This window comes from Thermohalobacter berrensis (assembly GCF_003609645.1).
Lineage (GTDB): Bacteria > Bacillota > Clostridia > Tissierellales > Thermohalobacteraceae > Thermohalobacter > Thermohalobacter berrensis.
On sequence record NZ_MCIB01000034.1, the window covers coordinates 28,072 to 50,141 of the forward strand.

At 29.7% G+C, this 22,070-nt stretch carries 23 protein-coding genes and 1 riboswitch; of the genes, 17 read left to right on the forward strand and 6 right to left on the reverse strand.

Annotated elements, in window-relative coordinates; genetic code table 11:
* Positions 1-41 precede the first annotated feature (41 nt).
* The 10 genes from BET03_RS10165 to BET03_RS10210 all read left to right on the forward strand — a co-directional run bounded on the left by BET03_RS10165 (position 42) and on the right by BET03_RS10210 (position 9,389).
* A complete protein-coding gene (locus BET03_RS10165; RefSeq protein WP_120169958.1) occupies positions 42-1,706 on the forward strand; it encodes a sigma-54-dependent transcriptional regulator in 1,665 nt (554 codons plus the stop codon).
* Between the two features lie 26 nt (positions 1,707-1,732).
* On the forward strand, positions 1,733-2,842 hold the full coding sequence (locus BET03_RS10170) for a PTS sugar transporter subunit IIA domain-containing protein (RefSeq protein WP_120169960.1): 1,110 nt from the start codon (positions 1,733-1,735) through the stop codon (positions 2,840-2,842).
* A 169-nt stretch (positions 2,843-3,011) separates the two neighbouring features.
* Positions 3,012-3,389 carry a hypothetical protein gene (locus tag BET03_RS10175; protein WP_120169962.1) on the forward strand — a complete coding sequence of 126 codons (378 nt, stop codon included), beginning with the start codon at positions 3,012-3,014 and terminating at the stop codon, positions 3,387-3,389.
* Between the two features lie 272 nt (positions 3,390-3,661).
* Positions 3,662-3,770: riboswitch (TPP riboswitch) on the forward strand.
* 135 nt (positions 3,771-3,905) lie between these two features.
* Complete coding sequence (gene thiS / locus BET03_RS10180) at positions 3,906-4,100, forward strand: sulfur carrier protein ThiS (RefSeq protein WP_120169964.1); 195 nt, start codon at positions 3,906-3,908, stop codon at positions 4,098-4,100.
* Positions 4,093-4,908 (forward strand): sulfur carrier protein ThiS adenylyltransferase ThiF, encoded by an 816-nt coding sequence (gene thiF, locus BET03_RS10185; protein ID WP_279230383.1) that lies wholly within the window; start codon positions 4,093-4,095, stop codon positions 4,906-4,908. The genes thiS and thiF overlap by 8 nt, the downstream gene beginning before the upstream one ends.
* Before the next feature lie 4 nt (positions 4,909-4,912).
* On the forward strand, positions 4,913-5,680 hold the full coding sequence (locus tag BET03_RS10190; RefSeq protein WP_279230384.1) for a thiazole synthase: 768 nt from the start codon (positions 4,913-4,915) through the stop codon (positions 5,678-5,680).
* Between the two features lie 32 nt (positions 5,681-5,712).
* Positions 5,713-6,816 (forward strand): 2-iminoacetate synthase ThiH, encoded by a 1,104-nt coding sequence (gene thiH / locus BET03_RS10195; RefSeq protein WP_120169968.1) that lies wholly within the window; start codon positions 5,713-5,715, stop codon positions 6,814-6,816.
* A gap of 32 nt (positions 6,817-6,848) precedes the next feature.
* Positions 6,849-8,162, forward strand: a complete 1,314-nt coding sequence (thiC, locus tag BET03_RS10200) for a phosphomethylpyrimidine synthase ThiC (protein ID WP_120170183.1) — start codon at positions 6,849-6,851, stop codon at positions 8,160-8,162.
* A gap of 1 nt (position 8,163) precedes the next feature.
* A complete protein-coding gene (locus BET03_RS10205) occupies positions 8,164-8,763 on the forward strand; it encodes a thiamine phosphate synthase (protein WP_120169970.1) in 600 nt (199 codons plus the stop codon).
* A gap of 134 nt (positions 8,764-8,897) precedes the next feature.
* Positions 8,898-9,389 (forward strand): hypothetical protein, encoded by a 492-nt coding sequence (locus tag BET03_RS10210; RefSeq protein ID WP_120169972.1) that lies wholly within the window; start codon positions 8,898-8,900, stop codon positions 9,387-9,389.
* Positions 9,390-9,396: 7 nt separating this feature from the next.
* Here BET03_RS10210 and BET03_RS10215 read toward each other — a convergent pair whose 3' ends face one another.
* Together BET03_RS10215 and BET03_RS10220 are read right to left on the reverse strand one after the other, a co-directional pair.
* A complete protein-coding gene (locus BET03_RS10215) occupies positions 9,397-9,972 on the reverse strand; it encodes a class I SAM-dependent methyltransferase (RefSeq protein ID WP_120169974.1) in 576 nt (191 codons plus the stop codon).
* 114 nt (positions 9,973-10,086) lie between these two features.
* The gene (locus BET03_RS10220) at positions 10,087-10,605 is read right to left on the reverse strand and encodes a LysM peptidoglycan-binding domain-containing protein (RefSeq protein WP_120169976.1); all 519 of its coding nucleotides are present in this window, start codon (positions 10,603-10,605) and stop codon (positions 10,087-10,089) included.
* A 163-nt stretch (positions 10,606-10,768) separates the two neighbouring features.
* Between BET03_RS10220 and BET03_RS10225 the strand changes: the two genes are divergently transcribed.
* The 4 genes from BET03_RS10225 (at position 10,769) to BET03_RS10240 (ending at position 15,342) form a co-directional block, all read left to right on the forward strand.
* Positions 10,769-11,089: a YmaF family protein gene (locus BET03_RS10225; protein ID WP_120169978.1), complete on the forward strand. Its 321-nt coding sequence runs from the start codon at positions 10,769-10,771 to the stop codon at positions 11,087-11,089.
* A gap of 132 nt (positions 11,090-11,221) precedes the next feature.
* The gene (locus BET03_RS10230) at positions 11,222-12,760 is read left to right on the forward strand and encodes an AbgT family transporter (protein ID WP_120169980.1); all 1,539 of its coding nucleotides are present in this window, start codon (positions 11,222-11,224) and stop codon (positions 12,758-12,760) included.
* 82 nt (positions 12,761-12,842) lie between these two features.
* Positions 12,843-14,054 (forward strand): M20 metallopeptidase family protein, encoded by a 1,212-nt coding sequence (locus BET03_RS10235; protein WP_120169983.1) that lies wholly within the window; start codon positions 12,843-12,845, stop codon positions 14,052-14,054.
* Positions 14,038-15,342, forward strand: a complete 1,305-nt coding sequence (locus BET03_RS10240; RefSeq protein WP_120169985.1) for an amidohydrolase — start codon at positions 14,038-14,040, stop codon at positions 15,340-15,342. Before BET03_RS10235 ends, BET03_RS10240 begins: the two co-directional genes overlap by 17 nt.
* 51 nt (positions 15,343-15,393) lie before the next feature.
* On the opposite strand, the gene BET03_RS10245 is transcribed toward BET03_RS10240, so the two are convergent.
* On the reverse strand, positions 15,394-16,077 hold the full coding sequence (locus tag BET03_RS10245) for a hypothetical protein (protein WP_120169987.1): 684 nt from the start codon (positions 16,075-16,077) through the stop codon (positions 15,394-15,396).
* Between the two features lie 219 nt (positions 16,078-16,296).
* Between BET03_RS10245 and BET03_RS10250 the strand changes: the two genes are divergently transcribed.
* Positions 16,297-16,944: a DUF4397 domain-containing protein gene (locus tag BET03_RS10250; protein ID WP_120169989.1), complete on the forward strand. Its 648-nt coding sequence runs from the start codon at positions 16,297-16,299 to the stop codon at positions 16,942-16,944.
* 137 nt (positions 16,945-17,081) lie between these two features.
* Positions 17,082-18,197 (forward strand): TMEM165/GDT1 family protein, encoded by a 1,116-nt coding sequence (locus BET03_RS10255; protein ID WP_120169991.1) that lies wholly within the window; start codon positions 17,082-17,084, stop codon positions 18,195-18,197.
* A gap of 18 nt (positions 18,198-18,215) precedes the next feature.
* Here the strand turns inward: BET03_RS10255 and BET03_RS10260 are convergent, their stop codons facing one another.
* From BET03_RS10260 to BET03_RS10265, 3 genes are all read right to left on the reverse strand, one after another.
* The gene (locus tag BET03_RS10260) at positions 18,216-18,818 is read right to left on the reverse strand and encodes an accessory gene regulator ArgB-like protein (RefSeq protein WP_147417154.1); all 603 of its coding nucleotides are present in this window, start codon (positions 18,816-18,818) and stop codon (positions 18,216-18,218) included.
* A gap of 17 nt (positions 18,819-18,835) precedes the next feature.
* Positions 18,836-18,979, reverse strand: coding sequence for a hypothetical protein (locus tag BET03_RS13690; protein WP_183108827.1), 144 nt, complete (start codon positions 18,977-18,979; stop codon positions 18,836-18,838).
* A 129-nt stretch (positions 18,980-19,108) separates the two neighbouring features.
* On the reverse strand, positions 19,109-20,491 hold the full coding sequence (locus tag BET03_RS10265) for a sensor histidine kinase (RefSeq protein WP_120169995.1): 1,383 nt from the start codon (positions 20,489-20,491) through the stop codon (positions 19,109-19,111).
* Positions 20,492-20,627: 136 nt separating this feature from the next.
* Here BET03_RS10265 and BET03_RS10270 point away from each other — a divergent pair, with 136 nt between their 5' ends.
* Positions 20,628-21,998, forward strand: coding sequence for an aldehyde dehydrogenase (locus BET03_RS10270; RefSeq protein ID WP_120169997.1), 1,371 nt, complete (start codon positions 20,628-20,630; stop codon positions 21,996-21,998).
* The last annotated feature ends 72 nt before the right edge of the window (positions 21,999-22,070 follow it).

A 22,070-nucleotide genomic window follows, 5' to 3' on the forward strand; every position in this document is an offset into this window, starting at 1 on the left:
GGTAGATTTTATATAATATTTTTTCTTAAGTGGTGGTTAAATTGAAAAAGATAGAAGAAGTATATTTGTATGTTAAAGAAAATAATTCAATAGAAAAAATAAAACAAGAAATTATGAAAGGAAACAATGTAGGAATACATGCTAAAGAAATAGAAGATAATTTAGGTATTATACGAAATAACGCAAGTACATTGTTAAATACATTAAATAAAAATGGAAAATTAATTAAGATTCGAGGAAGACCCGTTAGGTTTATACCTAAATATATTTTAGAAAAATTCCTTCCACAATCCGATATTTTACATGAATATAATTTAAAGGATTTGAAAGAGATAATTGTATCCGAAAAGGATAGTAATAGTTCATTAATACAGGATCCATTTGATAATCTTTTTTGTAGCAACACAAGTTTAAAGAAGCAAATTGATCAAGCTAAAGCTGCAGTTATGTATCCCCCTAACGGTTTGCATACTCTTATTGTTGGACCTAGTGGAGTTGGTAAGACGACTTTTGCTAATAAGATGTATCAATATGCTAAAATACTGAGGGAAAAAACTAAAGATGATTTTCCTTTTGTTTCTTTTAATTGTTCTGATTATTATAACAATCCACAATTATTACTCTCACAACTTTTTGGTCATGTAAAAGGAGCTTTTACTGGAGCAGAATCCAATAAAATTGGATTAGTAGAAAAAGCTAATGGAGGTATACTCTTCTTAGATGAAGTACATAGATTACCACCAGATGGACAAGAGATGCTCTTTTACTTAATGGACAATGGCGAATACCATAGGTTAGGAGAAACTGAAAACAAAAGAAAAAGTAATGTTTTAATAATAGCAGCAACTACAGAAGAACCTCAAAAAGTGCTTTTAAAAACTTTTTTAAGAAGGATACCTGTTATTATTTCACTACCTTCTTTATCTCAAATAAACATTAGAGAACGTGCTAATATAGTTGAAAATTTGTTTATGGAGGAAGCCGTTAGAATTAATAAAAAAATATTAATTTCTCCTGAAGTTTTTAAAGCACTTTTAATTTATAAATGTAAAGGTAATATAGGACAATTAAAATCAGATATTAAATTTATGTGTGCTAAATCTTTTTTGAAGTATATAAATAGTAAAGGTGATTTAAAAGTAGAATTTGATATGCTTCCCAAATCTATAAAAAATTCAATTTTTAAATTTAACAAATTAGACTGGGAAACTCAAGAGTACCTAAATACTTTTAATGAAAGTTTAGTTGTATATCCATCAAAAGAAAAAAAGATTAATAGTAGAAATACAAGTAGAGAAAGTATTTATAAAAAAATTGTGGAACGGCTAGAAGAACTTAAGAAAAAGGGATTATCACAAAGTGAAATTAATTTAGAAATAGGTAAAGAAATTGAAAATTATTTTAAAACAATGATAAGAAAAATTACTTACAAAACCCTTAATATAAGAGAGTTGTATAAAGTTTTAGATAAAGAAATTGTTGATTTTACTTTTGAATTGGTAAGATATGCATCTGAAAAATTAAATAGGGATTACGATAATAAAATATTATTTGGTTTAGCTTTTCATATTAATTCTCTAATAAAAAGAGTTAAGCTTAAAAAACCTATAGTTAATCAACAACTGTCAGAAATAAAAGAAATATATAGTAAAGAATACGAGGTTGCTTCTGCAATTGTTAAAAAAATTGAAAAAAATTTAATTTAAGTATACCTGTAGATGAAAATGGATTTATGTCTGTATTGTTAGCTAATAGATCAACTGAAACTACTAACGATAGAAAGGTCGGCATATTAATAATTGCTCATGGGGCTAGTACAGCTACTAGTATAGCTAACGTTTGTAATAGGTTACTTAATTCAGATTTTGTTAAAGCTATAGATATGCCATTAGATAAAGATGTAAATGAAACTTATGAAAAGGCTCGTGATATGGTAAAAGTAATAGATAAAGGCAAAGGTGTTATAATTTTAGTTGATATGGGTTCATTGAAAAGTTTTGGAAAGAAAATTACAGAAGAAACTGGTATAATGACTAGAACAATAGACAAAGTTTCTACACCTATTGTACTTGAAGTACTAAGAAGAGTGATGTATAAGAATGAAAGCATTGATGAGATTTATATTTCTATTACTGGTCAAAAAAATGAGGAACCTTACTGTGAAAAAACAAAAGCAATTATAACTGTTTGTTCAACAGGCAAAGCAACAAGCTTAATGTTAAAAAATATGTTATCTAACATTTTACAGGAAATAGGCAACAATCAAATTAAGATAATACCTGTTAATTATATGTCTATTGAGAAAAATTCTAAAGAATATTTAGATATATGTAAAAAATATCATATAATTGCTTGTGTAGGTAATGTAAAACCAAATATAAATGTTCCGTTTTTTTCTCTTGATCAAATTATTAAGAAAGAGAGTAGATACCAACTGTATAGATTTATAGAAAACCAACTAATTGATGAAAATGTTAAATGTAAAAATTCTAGTTATCAAGATGCAAAAGAAATGTTAGAGGAATTTTCTTTGTATATAAATCCCAAAAAAGCAATAAATTACATAAGAGAGTTTGTTGAAGACTTAAATTTTTATGAGTTAAAAGATAACGAATCCTTAAAGACCAATTTAGCAGTACATATTGGATTTATGATAGAAAGAATAATTACTGGTAAAAGGGCTGTATTTGAAGAAATTGAACTGTTTAAAAAGAAACATAAAGAGCAATTTAGAAAAATTAGAGAATCAATAAAAATATTAGAAGAAGCATATAAGCTTAGGGTATATGATGATGAAATATGTTATATTTTACAAGTAATTAATGGAGGAAGTAAAGAATAAATTAATGAACCAATGGGACTGTTCATTTTGTTGTACCATTGGTTCATTTATGTTTATATAAAAATCTACTATCTTAGAGGAAGTGTATAGAAATATTTACATATTTTACGTAAATGAGGTTTTGATGTATAATTTAAGAAAATAAAATATTTTAATGGGGGAAAGTAGATTGAAAAGTAAAGGATTAATATTTATCTTTATTACAATTATTGTATTACTAGTAGGATGTTCATCAGTAAAGATTGGATGGGTAGGAACTAATGTTCCAGGGCATATAAAGGCTAAGTTTAAGAGCTTTACTGGTGAAGAGTCAGGAGGTTTTATTGCTAAAAAGGGGCAGAAGGTAGTATTAGAGTATGAAATAAATATTTCTGAAGGTGGATTTTCAATTAGTGTTCAAGGTCCCGATGATAATAAAGTTTTTAGTGAGTCAAAGGGAAAGGGTAAAGAAGAGATAACAATAGAAAAGGACGGAATGTATAAAGTAATAGTTAAAGGCAATAAGGCAGAAGGTAATTTTGATATAAAATGGGAAGTTAAGAAATAATCTTAGGAAAGACCAGTGGGATTTATCCATTGGTCTTTTGTTGTTTTACTGTGTCTCACCAATAATCTATAATAATGGTAAAAATGATAGTAGGACTAAAAAAGTAATACAGCTAAATTTTATAAGTTTGAATTGAACCGGGTACTGAACCGGGTACCGGGTTCGTGTTTCAATTATGTAAATAAATGTAATCTATCTATAATTTAATGACTTTACAGTTGTAAAAGCATTTATATTATGGTAGAATTATATTTGGAAATTAAAAAAGAGAATATTTCGATTAGGGGAGCCTATAGTGATAGGCTGAGAAAGAGATGTTATCTCTGACCCTCATAACCTGATGTGGTTAGTACCACCGTAGGGAAATCTGTATTAGTGTATATGTATCGCAAATTCTCTATGGGGATTTGCGATTTTTTATTACTATACACTTATTACGATTATGAGGGAAGCAGATAATGCTTCCCTTTTTGTTTTACAATTTAAATTTTATTAGTAAAAAGAAAGGAGGATAAGATGTTAGTTAACGGAAGGGAAATGGAATATAAAGGTGGGATAACGATTTCAAGTTTATTAAATGATTTAAATCTAGATGAAGACAAAGTTGTTGTTGAAGTTAATCGTGAGATAGTCCTAAAGAAAAATTACTCAAGCTATACTCTTCATAAAGAGGATAAAGTTGAAATAGTTAGCTTTGTAGGAGGTGGTTAAAATTAAGATATTTTTAAATGAAAGGCCTTTAGATGTTAAAGATGGTACTACTGCATTTGAGATAAAAAATAAATTTAAAAGGGATGCAGATATAGTTGTCCTAAATGGATTTATAATATCTGAAGATACTGTACTTAAACAAAATGACAAATTGACCCTTATAAAAAGAGGGGAAATTCCATCAAAGGATGAATTAGAGGCTTTAATGATAGCAAGACATACTCCTGGAGTTCATGAAAAGGTTAAGAAGGCAAAAGTAGGTATTGCAGGACTAGGGGGGTTAGGTTCAAATGTTGCCATTTCTCTTGCAAGAATAGGTGTTGGAAAATTACTCTTAGTAGATTTTGATATTGTTGAACCTAGTAATTTAAACAGACAACAGTATTTTGTAAAACATATTGGTATGGCTAAAACAGATGCTATGAAAGAATTAATTTCTTTAATTAATCCTTTTATTAAGGTTGAGACCGAAAAAGTATATATTGATGAAAATAATATAGAAGATATTTTTGATGATGTTGATATTATTGTAGAAGCCTTTGATAATCCAAAGGCAAAGGCAACATTAATAAATACAGTATTAAAAAGGATGCCAAACAAGACTATTGTGGCTGCTTCAGGAGTAGCTGGTTATTTTTCAAATAATGCAATAGTTACCAAAAAGATTAGAGAGAACTTTTACTTAATTGGTGATGAAGTATCTGAAGCTAAACCTGGTTGTGGCTTAATGGCACCAAGGGTGTCTATAGCTGCAAATCATCAGGCTAATACAGTGTTAAGAATTATCATGGGAGAAAGGGAGGTTTGATATTATGGATAAATTAAAAATTGGTGGAGTAGAGCTTCAAAATAGATTATTTATTGGCACAGGGAAATTCCCAAACAAAAAAATAATACCTGATGTTATAAAAAGCTCTGGTTCTAAGGTTATTACAATGGCCTTAAGAAGAGTTGATTTAAATAGTAAAGAAGAGAATATAATTGAATACATTCCTAAAGACTGTATTCTTCTTCCTAATACATCAGGTGCAAGAAATGCTGAAGAAGCGGTAAGGATAGCTAGGCTTGCTAGGGCTATGGGATGTGGTAACTGGGTAAAAATCGAGGTAATATCTGATAATAAATATCTTTTACCTGATAATTATGAAACTATAAAAGCTACTGAGATTTTAGCTAAAGAAGGCTTTGTAGTTCTTCCATATATGAGTCCAGATTTAATGGCGGCAAAAAGCCTTGTAGATGCTGGAGCTGCTGCTGTAATGCCTCTTGGAGCTCCTATTGGTACAAATAGAGGTTTACAGACAAAGGAGCTTATAAGAATAATGATAGACGAAATAGACCTTCCAACAATAGTAGATGCAGGTATAGGAAAGCCATCCCATGCTGCTGAAGCTATGGAGATGGGAGCGGCAGCTGTATTAGTTAATACTGCTATAGCTACTGCTGGAGATCCAGTTAAAATGGCTCAAGCCTTTAGTTTAGGGGTTAAGGCTGGAAGGCTTGCTTATCTTGGAAAGTTTGGACCAGAAAGGAAATATGCTGAAGCATCATCTCCTTTAACAGGATTTCTTAATGAATAAACTATTATTTATAACTATAAAGGCGGGATATAATGAGTTTTTACGAGATTTACTGTAAATATAAGGGGTTTAATTTTAAGAATTTTTTTAAAAATGTTACTAAAACTGATGTATTAAGAGTACTAAACAAAGAAAGGATTCATGAAGGAGATTTTTTAACTCTTCTATCCCCATTTGCTCAAGGTTTTATTGAAGAGATGGCTCAAAAATCCCATAAAGTTACAATAAAAAATTTTGGTAAAACAATACTTTTATATACACCAGTGTATTTATCAAACTACTGTGTAAATAAGTGTAGCTATTGTGGATTTAATATTGAAAACAAAATAAAAAGAAAAAAATTAACATTAAAAGAAATTGAGGATGAAGCTAAAGCTATTTCTTCAACAGGTTTAAGGCATATTTTGATTTTGACAGGAGAATCTAGAAAAGAAACCCCTGTTTCTTATATTATTGATGCCATAAAAGTGGTAAAAAAATATTTTGATTCTATTTCCATAGAGATATATCCATTAACGAAAGATGAATATAAAAAGGTTATAGAAGCAGGAGTTGACGGATTAACAATTTATCAAGAAGTATATAATGAAGAAATTTATGATAGGGTTCATATTTTAGGACCAAAGAAAGATTATAAGTTTAGACTAGATGCACCTGAGAGGGCCTGTAAAGCTAAAATTAGAAATGTAAATATTGGTTCACTTTTAGGTTTAGATGATTGGAAAAAAGAAGCCTTTTTTACAGGACTCCATGCAAAATATTTGCAGGATAAATATCCTGATGTAGAAATAAGTGTATCTTTACCCAGAATTAGACCCCATGTGGGAATGTTTAATGATATTTATCCAGTAGGTGATAGGGCTTTAGTCCAAATATTATTAGCCATGAGAATTTTTCTTCCAAGGGTTGGAATTACCCTTTCAACTAGAGAAAATAAAAAACTGAGGGATAATCTTATTCCCCTTGGGGTTACTAAAATGTCAGCAGGTGTTTCTACTGAAGTAGGTGGACATACATCTAAAGGAAATACTGAAAGTCAATTTGAGATATCTGATACAAGAAGTATAAGTGAAATAAAAGAAGCTATATTATCTAAGGGATATCAGCCTATATTTAAAAATTGGATGGAGTTTTAGAATTTTTATTAAAAGGAGAAAGGATGAATATTATGAATTACACTACTCAAATGGATGCTGCTAAAAAAGGTATTATTACTAAAGAAATGGAAATAGTTTCTGAAAAAGAACAGATAGATATAGAATTATTAAGACAAAGTATTGCAGAGGGTAAGGTGGTTATACCTGCAAATAAAAATCATAAATCATTAGACCCTGAAGGAGTTGGACAAGGGCTTAGAACTAAAATAAATGTTAACCTTGGTATTTCTAAAGATTGCTGTAATATAGATTTAGAACTTCAAAAGGTAAGGAAAGCCTTAGAATTAAAGGTAGAATCTATAATGGATTTAAGCTCCTATGGGAAAACAGAAGAATTTAGAAAAAAGTTAATTGATATGTCACCAGCTATGATTGGTACTGTACCTATATATGATGCAGTAGGTTTTTATGATAAAGAGTTAAAGGATATTTCAGCTGATGAATTTTTAAAAGTAGTTGAAAAACATGCTGAAAATGGAGTAGACTTTATGACTATACATGCAGGTATAAATAGAGAAACTGCTAAAATTTTCAAAAGAAATCCTAGACTTACTAATATAGTTTCTAGAGGTGGCTCACTTATATATGCTTGGATGGAATTAAATGATAAAGAAAATCCATTTTATGAACACTTTGATAAGGTACTAGATATATGTGAAAAATATGATGTTACTATAAGTTTAGGAGATGCATGTAGACCTGGAAGTATAAACGATTCTACAGATGCTAGTCAAATTAAGGAGCTAATAGTTCTTGGTGAACTTACAAAGAGAGCTTGGGAAAGAAATGTACAGGTAATGATAGAAGGTCCAGGGCATATGGGAATAAATGAAATAGAGACAAATATGATATTAGAGAAGAAATTATGCCATGGAGCACCTTTTTATGTGTTAGGACCTATTGTAACAGATATTGCTCCAGGATATGACCACATAACTAGTGCCATTGGCGGAGCTATTGCTGCCTCAAGTGGAGCAGACTTTTTATGCTATGTTACTCCAGCAGAACACCTTAGATTACCGACAATTGAAGATATGAAGGAAGGGATTATTGCATCTAAAATAGCAGCCCATGCAGCAGACATAGCAAAAGGAATTAAAGGGGCTAAAGAGTGGGATTATAAGATAAGTGAAGCTAGGCAAAACCTAGATTGGGAAAGGATGTTTCAGCTGGCAATTGACCCAGAAAAGGCTAGAAGATATAGAAATGAATCTAAACCTGAGCATGAGGATAGTTGTACAATGTGTGGAAAAATGTGCTCAATGAGAAATATGAATAAGGTTATGAAGGGAAAGAATATTAATATCTTAAGAGAGGACGACTAATATGCTCTACCTTATTACAAATAGAAAACTAATTAAAAAGGGAGATATATATAGTGTTGTAGAAAAAGCAGTATTAGGTGGTGTTGATAGGGTAATTTTAAGGGAGAAGGATTTATCTTTTAAGGAGCTTTTTTTCATTGCTAATAAATTAAAATTGATATTAGATAAATATAATGTACCACTTATAATTAATTCAAATATAGAGGTAGCAAAATCCTTAAATAGTCAAGGCTTTCATATTGGGTTTAGAAATGTAAAAAATAATAAAGTAAAATATGACGGACTTTTAGGCATTTCTGTACATAGCCTAAAAGAGGGAATATTAGCAGAAAAGTATGGAGCAGATTATCTACTTGCAAGCCATATTTTTGAAACTAATTGTAAGAAAGGATTAAAACCAAAGGGAGTTGGGTTAATTAGAAGAATTAAGGCTAATGTAAATATACCAGTAATAGCTTTAGGAGGAATTAATGAAGAAAATGTAAAAATAGTAATGAATGCAGGTGCTGATGGAATTGCTGTTATGTCATATATAATGGCATCGGATAATCCATATATTTCTGCAAAAAAGCTAAAAGAAAAGCTAGAAGGTCTAAATTAGGCCTTCTTATTTTAATTTATATAAAAAATATGTTAAAATATATTAACAGAAATAAACAATTAATGTAATATAAAGGAATTTGATAAATGGTATAGAAATAATAATTTATGACTTTCACAAACAGGGGGATAAAAATGAATTACAAAAACTTAGCTAAAATATCATGTAAAATTATTTCTATTTATGTTTTTATTAAGTTTATTTCTTTTATACCTACAACTATATTTATGTTTAAATTAAACAATAACAGGAGTATATTACCTATATTAACTTCAGCAATTTTATATTTTATGTTAAGCATTTTACTTTGGAGTTTTGCAGATAAGCTGTCATATTATATGGTAGGTAATAAGCATAAAGAAGTAGAACATAAAAGAGTAGAAATTGACTATAATAAATTACATTATATTGCATTTTCCGTAGTAGGTTTAGTAATGATTGCTTTTTCTATATCTAATGTTATAACAGATATAATTCAAATGTATAAAATGGCTGAATCAAATCCTAATTTAAATCTATACAAAGCTGAAATAATAGGTGAATTATTTAAGTTATTGATAGGTTTATGGTTATTATTAGGAGCTAAAGGAATTGTAAATGGAATAAAAGCATTAAGAAAGGCTTAAATAAGAATTAATAATTAAGAGAATCTACAATATAGAAACTATTACCTATATTTATTGTCTTCTTAACCTTAAAACCAACATCTATAACAAATTTTTTAGTAGTTTCAATATCTATTCTTTTATGTATTGGTGGCCCTATTTTTTCTTCTATCTTATTCCATTCTAATATAAAAAGCTTCCCATTACCCATCAAAACCCTTTTACATTCCTTTAAAAACTTGCTTGGTGAATCTACTTCATGGAGCACTGTTGATGTAAAGACAATATCAACAGATTTGCCTTTTAATCTAAAATTATTTTCAGCTGAATGAATTATTTCTACATTAGTTATATTTTCCTTATCTACTCTTTTCTTAATTTCATTTAACATTATGGGGTTTATATCAATAGCGTAGACTTTCCCTTTTTCGCCTGTTTGTTCTGCAAGTGGAATAGTAAAATATCCTATACCACATCCAACATCAGCTATATGTAAGCCACCTTGAATACCCAGCTCCTTTATAATCTTTTTAGGCGGTAAAACCTTCCTTCTTAAAGGATTGTCAAGCTTTTCAATATTTTTAGCTTTAAATTTCTTACCCATTTTATCCTCCTTGTCTTTAGTAAAACTTTTCTATTATTATAATTTTATTATATATTAAAAATAAATAAAAGATTGATAAAAAACTAACCCTCTAGTTTTTACTAGAGGGTATTTTTACCTTTGTGGTATACAAATTTTTTGTCCAATTAATAATGCATTTGGATTTATGTTAGGATTAGCCTCTCTTAATTCTCTAACTGTAATACCGTATCTTCTTGCAATTGAGTAGAAAGTATCTCCCCTTTGAATAGTATATGTTGTTGTACCTTCAGGACAGGTTACTGGAGGTGTAGCTAATGGGATACATATAACCTGACCTACACTTAATCTATTTGGGTCGATTCCTGGGTTAGCTTCTATTAAATCAGCTAAGGATACATTATAGAATCTAGCTATAGAATAAAGTGTATCCCCTGATTTTATGAAATAATAATTTCCTTCAGGACATGCAGGGTATATTGGCTGTGTAGGTATACATATTCTTGAACCTACCCTAAGTGCTCTAGGATCTATGAAAGGGTTAGCTGAAACAATAGCTGGTACAGTTGTGTTATATCTTATAGCTAATCTATAAAGAGTATCACCAGGTCTAATTGTATATGGTATGGTTCTGGGAGGACATCCATTTGGCATAAAATCAACTCCTAAAAAATATGGTCTATCTACTAATATCACTATTCAAGCTAGTACAAAAAAGTTACTAAATATGCTAAAACAGATTATTTAAAAGTAACAATACCTATTCCCATGAATATCTTATAAGTGAAGAGGGACAACTTCTAAGGAGGGAATTATTATGGATAGTTATAGAGGAAGATATCCTTATAGAAGGAATCATATTCATGAATATGAGGGAGCTACTACTTTCAATGATGGTCATATTCACAGATATAAAGGGTATACTGGTAGACCTATACCCACTGGAGCAGGGCATGTACACTATTATAGAGGATATACTACTTTAAATGATAGGCATAGACATGAGTATTACGGATATACAAGTGTACCAATACCAGTTCCAGGAGGTCATATCCACTATATAAACGGTAGAACAACCTATGTTGATGGTCATATTCATAGATATGAAGATAGGGTATCACAACAGATTTATAGATAATTTACAAAATGGACAGCCTTTTATCTGGCTGTCCATTATATATTTATTCATATGTAACAAAAATTTGAACAAGCTTCATAAAATCAATGAATTAAAAATACATATAAAAATAAAAAGAAAAGGGGGAATTTAATGCCGAGTACTAAAGTCTCCACTAAAAAGAAATCAGGATTTTACAGATTTTTAGATTTTGTTGAGAGAGCTGGTAATCGTCTTCCACATCCATTTACTTTATTCGTAATTCTAACTTTACTTATGGTTGTTATATCATTTGTGACAGCAATGGCAGGAGTAAGTGTAGACCATCCAACTAAAGATACAGTTGTTGAAGCAAAAAATCTTTTAAGTACAGAAGGAATACGCTATATGCTATTAAATCTAATAAGTAATTTTACAGGATTTAGGCCATTAGGATTAGTATTATCAATGATGATAGGTATTGGCTTGGCAGAACAGGCAGGGCTTATGTCAGCATTTATGAAGAAATTCATGCTAGGTGCACCAGAGAAGCTTCTTTTAGCAGCTGTTTTCCTTATAGGTATTTGTGGAAATATTGCATCAGATGCTGCAATAATTATAGTTCCACCTTTAGCTGGTGCATTATTTTATGGTACAGGAAGAAATCCATTGGTAGGGGTAGCAGCTGGATATGCAGCAGCATGTGCTGGATTTACAGCTAACTTACTTATTGCTGGAACAGATGCTTTACTTGCAGGAATTACAGAAGAAGCTGCCAAGGTTATGGATTCAGGAATAACTGTGGCTCCAACAGTTAATTACTATTTTATGGTAGTATCAACAATTATACTTACATTTGTAGGTGCATGGGTAACTAAAAAGTTTGTTGAGCCACAAGCGGGAGAATACGTTCAAAAGACCGATATATCTACTGATGAAGATGAATTTAAAGTAACAGCATTAGAGACGAAGGGACTTAAAAAGGCAGGTATAGTTACTCTAATTTATTGGGGAATTGTTGTATTGGCACTTTTACCTTCTAATTCACCCTTTAGAAATGCTAATGGAGGCTTAATCCCTTCTCCATTTTTAAAGGGAATAGTTCCATTTATATTATTCTGGTTTATAGCAATAGGTATAGCCTATGGTAAGACAGTAGGTAAAATTAAGTCTGAATCAGATGTTCCTAAACTTATGACTAAAGCAATGGAAGGTATGGCAGGCTATATAGTATTAGTATTCGTAATTGCCCAATTTGTAAGCTACTTTAACTGGACTAACTTAGGAATGATAATAGCTGTTAAACTAGCAGATATTTTAAAAATGTTAAACATTACAGGACTTCCTATGATTATAGGGGTTGTTTTAGTAAGTACATTTATAAACATATTTATAGGAAGTGGATCGGCAAAGTGGGCCCTTTTAGCTCCTGTATTTGTACCTATGTTTATGATGCTTGATTATTCACCTGCTTTTGCACAATTAGCTTATAGGATTGGGGATTCTACAACAAATGCAATAACACCATTAATGCCTTACTTTCCTATCTTATTAGGATTTATGAAAAAGTATGATGAAAAATCAGGAATAGGAACTGCTATATCCTATATAATGCCATATACAATAGCCTTTGGAATAGTTTGGATTATAATGTTGGCTGTGTGGTATTTCTTTGCATTACCACTAGGACCAGGTGCAGGAATTTATATGTAAGTAAATTATATTTTAGCGGAGGTTTAAACCTCCGCTAAAGTGTATTTTATCTTTAATTTAATAATTTGCAAGGGGGAATTTAATGTTTAATGATAAAATTAATAGACTAGTAGCTGATATTGAAGATTGGATGATAGAACATAGAAGAAATATACATAAATATCCAGAGCCTAGTAGAAAAGAATACAAAACATCTAGTAAAGTAGTATCAGTATTAGAAAGTTTAGGTTTAGAAGTTGAAAAAGGATATTATACTACAGGAGTAGTGGGAATTATAAGAGGCAAAGAAGGTGGTAGAACATTAGGATTAAGATTTGATATGGATGCTTTAGAAATGGATGAGTTAACTAATCTTCCATTTGCTTCTAAAAACAAAGGAGTAATGCACGCATGTGGTCATGATGGGCATACAGCAATAGGTTTAGGGGTTGCAAAACTATTAATACAATTGAGGGATGAGATAAAAGGAAATATTAAATTGATATTTCAACCTGCAGAAGAAGATGCACCAAATGGAGGCGGTGCTAAATATATGATAGAAGATGGTGTCCTTAAAAACCCTAATGTGGATGCTATGGTTGGATTACATTTATGGCCTGCTTTAAAATTAGGGACTGTTGGTACAAAGGTTGGACCAATAATGGCATCATCTGATCCTTTTACCATTGAAATTATAGGTAAGGGAGCCCATGCTTCTTTACCACAGGAAGCAGTCGACCCAATAGTTATTGGTTCACAGATTGTAAATAACTTGCAGACTATAGTAAGTAGAAATGTTGACCCCTTTGAACAGGCAGTATTAACAATAGGGAAGTTTATAGGAGGAACAAGGTATAATACTATACCAGAGAAAGTTACACTTGAAGGTACTGTTAGAACATATAATGAAAAAATTAGGAAAAAGGTATATACTAGAATAAAAGAAATAGTAGAAAAAACAGCAGAATTGATGGGAGGTAAAGCTACTTTAAATTATAATTTCGGATATCCAGCAACAATTAATGACGAAAAAATGGTAGAGTTAGCTAGAAAAGCTATTAAAGATATATTAGGTGAAAATAATTATGTAGAAATAGAAAGACCTGCAACTGGAGGAGAGGATTTTGCTTATTTTGCCAAAGAAGTTCCATCAGTATATATGTGGGTAGGGTATGGAAAGGAAAATGAGGATGTATATCCTCCACATAGTCCAAGATTTGATTTTGATGAAAAAGCTTTATCCATAGCTGTAAAAGTTCTTGTTAAATTGGCTTTAAAATGGGGGAAGGTGAAAGAAAATGATAAATGTAATTAATGAATTTGTAGATAAAATTGAGAACAAAATTATAGGATATAGAAGGGATTTTCATAAATATCCTGAAGCAGGATGGACTGAATTTAGAACTGCATCAATAATAGCAAGAAAATTATATGAGCTAGGATATGATATTAGGTTAGGCAAAGAAGTAATAAAAGATGATGTAAGATTAGGACTTCCTTCCAAAAGTTCATTAAATAACCATTATGAAAGGGCAATAAAGCAAGGAGCAGATAAAGAATTTGTTAAACATTTCAAAGGTGGATATACAGGTGTAGTTGGAGTCTTAAAAAATGGAGAAGGTCCAACGATAGGATTAAGATTTGATATTGATGCAGTTCAAGTTAAAGAGAGTGAAGGGAAAGAACATTTTCCTTATAGAGAGGGATTTTCATCGGTTAATGAAGAAGTAATGCACTCATGCGGTCATGATGGACATATTGCTATAGGATTAGGAGTAGCAGAGGCATTAATGAAATTTAATGATAAATTTAGGGGAACAGTAAAATTAATATTTCAACCGGCTGAAGAAGGAGTAAGAGGGGCAAAAGCAATGGTTGAGTCAGGAGTAGTTGATGATGTAGATTTTTTATTTGGTATACATATTGGACTTAAAGCTAAAAAATCCGGTGAGCTTGTCCCAGGGACAAAGGGATTTTTAGCTACTTCAAAATTTGATGCATATTTTACGGGTAAGCCTTCACATGCAGGAGCTGAACCAGAAGCAGGGAAAAATGCCTTGCTTGCTGCTTCTAGTGCTGTTTTAAACCTTTATAGTATTTCTAGACATAGCAAGGGTGCTACAAGGATAAATGTAGGCAAATTTGTAGCAGGTACAGGAAGAAATGTAATTCCTTCTAATGCACATCTTGTTATTGAGACAAGGGGAGATACCTCAGAATTAAATGATTATATGAAAGAAAGGGCATACAAAATTTTAAAATCATCTGCTGATATGTATGATGTCAGCCTAAGAATTGAAGGAATGGGTGAAGCTGAAAGTGGTACGAGTGATAAAGAATTAATAAAACTAATAAGAAGAAACGCATTAAAACTTAACTCTTTTAACAATGTTTATAAAAAGGAAAAAGACCTAGGTGGAAGTGAAGATTTTACTTATATGATGAAAAGAGTTAAGGAAAAAGGTGGAAAGTCAGCATTTATTATGCTCGGTAGTGATTTAAAAGGAAGTCACCATTCAGCAGAGTTCGATTTTAATGAGTCAGATTTAAAAAATGGAGTAAAATTGTTAGTATTATCTATCATTGATATATCAAACAAATAAGGCTATTGGGAACTTTCCCAGTAGCCTTATATTATGGGGAGAGGCTATATTTTAAAGACAGAAGTTTCTAGGATTTAAATCTGCATAGTGGGCTATTACCTTTACAAATACTCTTCTTTTGTGGCATATATTATTGTCAGGCAATACAAAGCATAATTCATTAACATTAACATTAGTACACTTAGGCGTATTACCATCATTAGGTACCTCAATTAAAGCACTTCTTAGGCCTCTAGGTCTTAAAATTCCTTCACTGTCAAATTCACAAAGTAGAACACCTAAAGCTATTTTTCTTCCTTTACAAACATTTTTTAGTCTAACCCTTAAATTTAATAGTCTTGCTTGGCATTTTATTACTATACCATCCCTATCAGGTCCTAAAAGTGTAATATCTTTATTATCTTCACACGGTTCAAATGTAACCTGTTCTCTATCATCTATAGAGCAGTCAATAGTTACATTATTATTATCACATCGTTCCTCTACAACTTCTTTAAAATTGTTAAGGTCTTCTACTGCTTCTACTTTATTATCTTCTTTTTGCTTTTCTTCTTTGGGATCTTCTTTAATTTCAGTTACAGGCTCTTCAACTTCTGCTTCTACTTCCTCTTCGCCATCTACAGCCACTTCTAAATTTAAATCCTCAAGTTCTTCTAATCCTACTTCTTTCATACTGTTTATTTCGTTTTTCTTCATATTAATTAGTTTCATTAGGTTTTCATTTAACTTTTTCATTAAAAAACCTCCATTAATTATTAATAAAAAATTCCACAATTCTATTTTCTATTTATAATATTCACATATTTTAAATGTGTTACTTTTAACGTATATATAGACTAAAATTAATTTAAATTTACCTTAATTTACTTATAAAAATAGAATACCCTTTTATTAACAAATTTTGGACAACAGCATATATTATAGTAGCAGCTTTAAAAGGAGTTGAGTTAAGTTATGTATGATTACTATGACTATTATCCCAGTGATATATACGGAGTACAGAGAAATGTTTCATATGCAAGAGTTCTTCACGCATCTCCAGATGCCCCTGCAGTTGATGTTTATGTAAATAATAGAAAAATTGCATCAAATTTAGCCTATAAAAATTTTACTCAGTATATACAGCTTAATCCTGGAAATTATAATGTAAGGGTATTTCCAGCAGGAAGAACTACTAATCCAGTTATAAACCAAGATATAAATATTCAACCAAATTCAATATTTACTGTTGCTGCAACAGGGAAACTTAATAATATTAGTTTATATCCAATATCTGAGCCACGTTTAACCATACCTCCAGGAAGAGTTTATGTTAGATTTGCTCATTTATCTCCAGGTGCACCAAATGTAGACATAAGGTTACCAGATGGAACTACATTATTTAGAAATGTAGGGTATAGACAAGCAACAAATTATATACCAGTAACCCCTGGAACATACACACTGGAAGCATATCCTACAGGAGCTGACCAAAGAGTATTATATGTTCCAAACATGACACTTAAGCCAAATAGATTCTATACTGTATACGCTGTTGGTCTTGCAGAAGGAGAACCACCTTTACAGGTACTAATTCCTCTAGATGGTAATTCTTACTTGTAATTCTATACAAAAGGTGGTATACTGAACATGCTTATTTGTTAAGATATAAGTATATAAGGGGGCGAACCTATAATTTAGTTGAAGAATAACTAAATTATGAGTTTCGCTCCCCTTCTTAGATATTAGGAGGTTTAAGCATGTTCAGAGAATTTGTTGAGGCACTTTTTCTAATTTTTATGGCAGAAATGGGAGATAAAACTCAGATATTAGCTATGACCTTTGCTACTCAGTTTACAGTAAGTAAGGTTTTATTAGGTGTTTTTATTGGTTCATTTCTTAATCATGGTATAGCAGTACTCGTTGGTTCTTATCTTTCAAGGCTTATACCAATAAATTTAATTCAAATTATTGCAGGATTTTTATTTATTGGCTTTGCATTATGGACATTAAAGGATGATGATGAAGAGAAAGATGAGAATAATAATAAAAATTTGGGCCCCGTTTTAACAGTATCTATGGCCTTTTTTATTGGAGAATTAGGTGATAAAACACAGCTTACGGCTATAACCCTTTCAATTGATAGTGCATATCCTTTCTTTGTATTGATAGGAACAGTTACAGGTATGATATTAACAAGTGGGTTAGGAATATTTATAGGTAGCAAAATTGGAAATAGAATACCAGAATTTACACTTAAGATATTATCAGCAGCCATATTCATGTTCTTTGGAATTTCAAAACTTTATAATACATTACCAGATCAATATATAAATATACAAAATGTGTTAATATTCTTTTCTGTTTTAAGTTTTGTTACATATTTAATTATTAAACCTACTTTGAGAAAACGAAAAGAAACAGTTTCACTATATAAAGAAGTGGCAGCTGATTTATATGAATATACGCATTTATTAAAAAAGACAATAGCAGATATTTGTTTAGGAGAAAAACAATGTGGTGATTGTAAAGGAGATAAATGTGTTATAGGATATATTAAGTCATTATTAAATGGTGCAAATATAAGAGAAATTGAAGGAGTAAAAGAGATAAAAGAAAGCTTAGGTAAAAATTTTTCTAAAAATAGAGTTGTTGAAGCTTTAAGTATAGCTATATACTACCTTACAATACATAACAAAAATAAAGAAGACTTCAGGGTCATAAATAAAATAAGGGAGGCTTTAGAAACTATACTATTTGATGAGAAATTAATTTACAATGGAGATATTAATGATTATTTTAAATTATTAAAAACAAAGGATAAGAATGTTGCTAAAAGGATAAAAAAGCGAATAGAATATTTAAAAAGGGCTTAATTTAAAGAAACAGTACATTTACGATTGTACTGTTTCTTTATTTAGAATTTTACCTAATGGCAAAGTTAAAGTTTGAAGTAGTATAGTAATTATTGCAATATTACTTAATAACTTAGGAAGTAGAAAACTTATAGACCAAAGGCTGATTACAACAATAATAGAAACATATTTTAAAATTTTTCTCCTTTTTGCACTTAATATAGGTTTATTAGGATGATCTACAGGGGCTAAAATTGCTGCAATTATTATTGAAATAGCTATAACAAATACTTTAAAATACATAGGTAAAGAAAAAGAAACCCCTAATAATATACTTGTAGAGAAGATTCCAAGGGTTAAAAAGAAACACCCCCAATAAGTATTTGCATGATAACCTCCAGAAAAAGCCCTTATAATACAGAAAAAAAGTAGGGCTACAAAAAAATGTTCTAATAAGTCAAAAAAGGCGAAAATAAAAATATATATTATAATTTTTGAAAGCTCATTTAATAAGCACTCTAAACCATATCTTATCTTTAATATTTGTATCCTGTCTAAATTAGGGTTGTTTTCTTTTATTGATTTTGAGATTATTTCAGCTAATCTTCCCATAAAATCATCCTTTTTAATAAACTTAAACAAGGGATGAAAACCATCCCTTATTTAAGTAATTCTTTTGGACACTTAACCTGTTGTGAAAGTAGTAAAGAACCTGTTGTTGTTACACTTGTTCCCACTAAAAGACCAGCTAATGATAAAATTTTTAAACCATTTCTTTTAATAAAGATAGTAAGTTTTTTCATTTATAGCCCTCCTTTAAAATTTTTATATAGCTTGTCCTTAACATATTTATAACATATATTATTTGAAAAAAATGTCAAAAAATGTGTATTGATTCAATTTCATAAAATTAATGTAAAGATATTGATATACTAAAAAGTTGTATGTAGAATTTTGCTATTAGATTTAATATTATTAAATTTATTTTGGTTAAGTTTGAACTTTATTAAAAAGTTTGTTTCCTCTTCAGTACTTGTAACTTTAATTTCTCCATTATTTTTTTCTATTAAACTTTTTACTATATTTAAACCATAACCATGGTCCTTTTTATTTTCCTTTTTGGTAGAAAATCCTTTCTCAAAAATTTTATCTAAATCTTCATTAGAAATTTTAGGACCAGTATTCGCAATTGATATATTATACATACCATTTTCAATATATGTATATATTGATACTATCTTTTGTTCATTGACATCTTTAGACATTATAGCTTCAAAGGCATTATCTATAATGTTACTTAATATACTTATTAATTCACTATTATCTATAGATATTAATTCTAAGGGAGCTTCATCAAAGTCAGCCTCAAAATGAATATTATTTTCAAATGCATAATTACTTTTAACTAATAACAGTCCATCTACATAGTCATTACCAGTATCGAAATATTGATATGATGATTTTAATTTATTTGTTATTTTTTCTAAATATGTACGTATTCTTTCTAGAGAATTAGGTTTATTTAATAAGCACATTGCATATATAGTATTTATATGGTTAGCAAAATCATGCTTTTCTTTTCTTATTAGACTTATAACAGTTTCAAGATTCTTAATATGTTCTTTTTGTGATTCAAGCTTATTTTTTATTTTTAATGATTGTGTTTTTTCCTTAAAAATTATATATCCAAATATTACAAAAACTATGTATATTAATAATAATAGAGATTCGTATAAAATTATATTTACTTTACTAGCCACAACATAATTTAAACTAAAAATAAATATGCCCATTAGGAATATTCCTAATACTAAGAAAAATATTATTCCATTTTGTGAATATGTAGTAAGATTAGGGAAGAAACTTTTTTTCATTCTATATATTAAAAAGGTTATTAAAAATTGAACTCCCTTAACAATTAAAGAATACTGCAACTTTATATCAGGGTTATTCGCTATTGTAGCAGTATCATAATTAGTAAGCATAGAAAATAAAGCTAAAACAGCAAATTCAGTAACTATAAAATACATTATTGTAAGTATTTCAGATATTAAAGAAATATACAATTTTGATGATGTAATAAGAGAAAGGGATATAATTATAAATATAGAAATAAGAATAGTATGGTACCCCATAGGTAAACTTAAAGAAGCCCAAAATGAAAATAACATATATGTAAATACAAATAGGAAGGATTTCAGTTTTTGTTTTTTGACAAACTCCCTTCTATTAATTACAACTAAATATATTAAAAGGATATTTAATCCTTCTAAAAGGGGTATTAAAACCTCGTTAAACATTAAATAAATGTTCATATGTATTCTCCTTTTTTAAAATTTAAAATCAAATAATGGTATAAAAATTAAATATATCCGTCTTTAATATTTTATCAAATTATGACAAATTTTTTAATATGTATAGTAAAACAATTTACTAAGAGAGGGTGTAGCAATGGGAAAACACAGAGAAATTGTCGAAAAACAGAAAAATTTTTTTGAAAAGGGAATAACAAAAAATATTTCCTTTCGTATGGAGATGTTAAAACATTTAAAAAAGGTAATATTAGAAAATGAAAAATTAATATTAAAAGCTTTAAAGGATGATTTAAATAAACCACCCTTTGAAGCCTATGCAACAGAAATAGGGATAGTTTTAGATGAAATTGATTATGTAATAAAAAACCTAAAAAATTGGACTAAACCGAAAAAGGTAAAAACTCCAATTTTCCACTTTTTATCAAAGAGTTTTATTTACCCTGAGCCCTATGGGGTTGTCCTTATAATTGCACCATGGAACTATCCATTTCAGCTTGTTTTATCACCTCTAATTGGAGCAATTGCTGGAGGTAATTGTGCAATTATAAAACCATCTGAGTATTCTTCAAACACTTCTAAGATATTATCTAAAATAATAAATGAAAATTTTAAAAGTGATTTTATTACTGTAATTGAAGGTGGATCAGAAGTAAACAAGTCTTTATTAGAACAAAAATTTGACTATATATTTTTTACAGGTAGTGTAAGGGTGGGGAAGATAGTAATGGAAGCTGCATCAAAGCACCTTACTCCTATAACCCTTGAGCTTGGTGGAAAAAGTCCTTGTATAGTGGATGAAGAAGCTAATATAGATTTGGCAGCAAAGAGAATTACTTGGGGAAAATTCTTAAATGCAGGCCAGACCTGTGTTGCACCAGATTATTTATTAGTACATAAAAATATTAAGGAAGGGCTTATAAAAAATATAATAAAATATATTAAAGAATTTTACGGGGATGATCCTAGAAAAAGTCCCGATTATCCACGTATTATTAATAAGAAGCATTTTATAAGATTATCAAAATTATTAGAAGATGGAGAAATAGTTTATGGTGGAGAGGTAGATGAAGATGATTTATATCTTTCACCTACTATTATAGATAATATAGATTGGAATTTTGAGATCATGAAGGATGAAATATTTGGTCCTTTACTTCCAGTGTTGGAATATAAAGATTTAGATGAAGTAATAAATAAGGTTAATGGTAAGCCTAAGCCACTAGCACTATACTTTTTTTCAAATAATAAAGAAAAGGAGAAAAAAGTATTAGAGGATATTCCTTTTGGTGGAGGTTGTATTAATGATACTATAGTACATGTTGCATCTAGTTACCTTCCATTTGGTGGTGTTGGCAATAGTGGAATGGGTAGTTATCATGGTAAGGCAAGCTTTGACACCTTTACCCACTATAAGAGTATACTTAAAAAATCTAATATGTTTGATATAAATCTTCGATACCCACCATATAGAAATAAGATTAAAGCTTTGAAGAAAATTTTAAAATAAATTTTATGTTGTAGAGGAACATACAAAACCTTGACTTTGTTATTGTCTAATAAAGTATATTTCTATGAATTG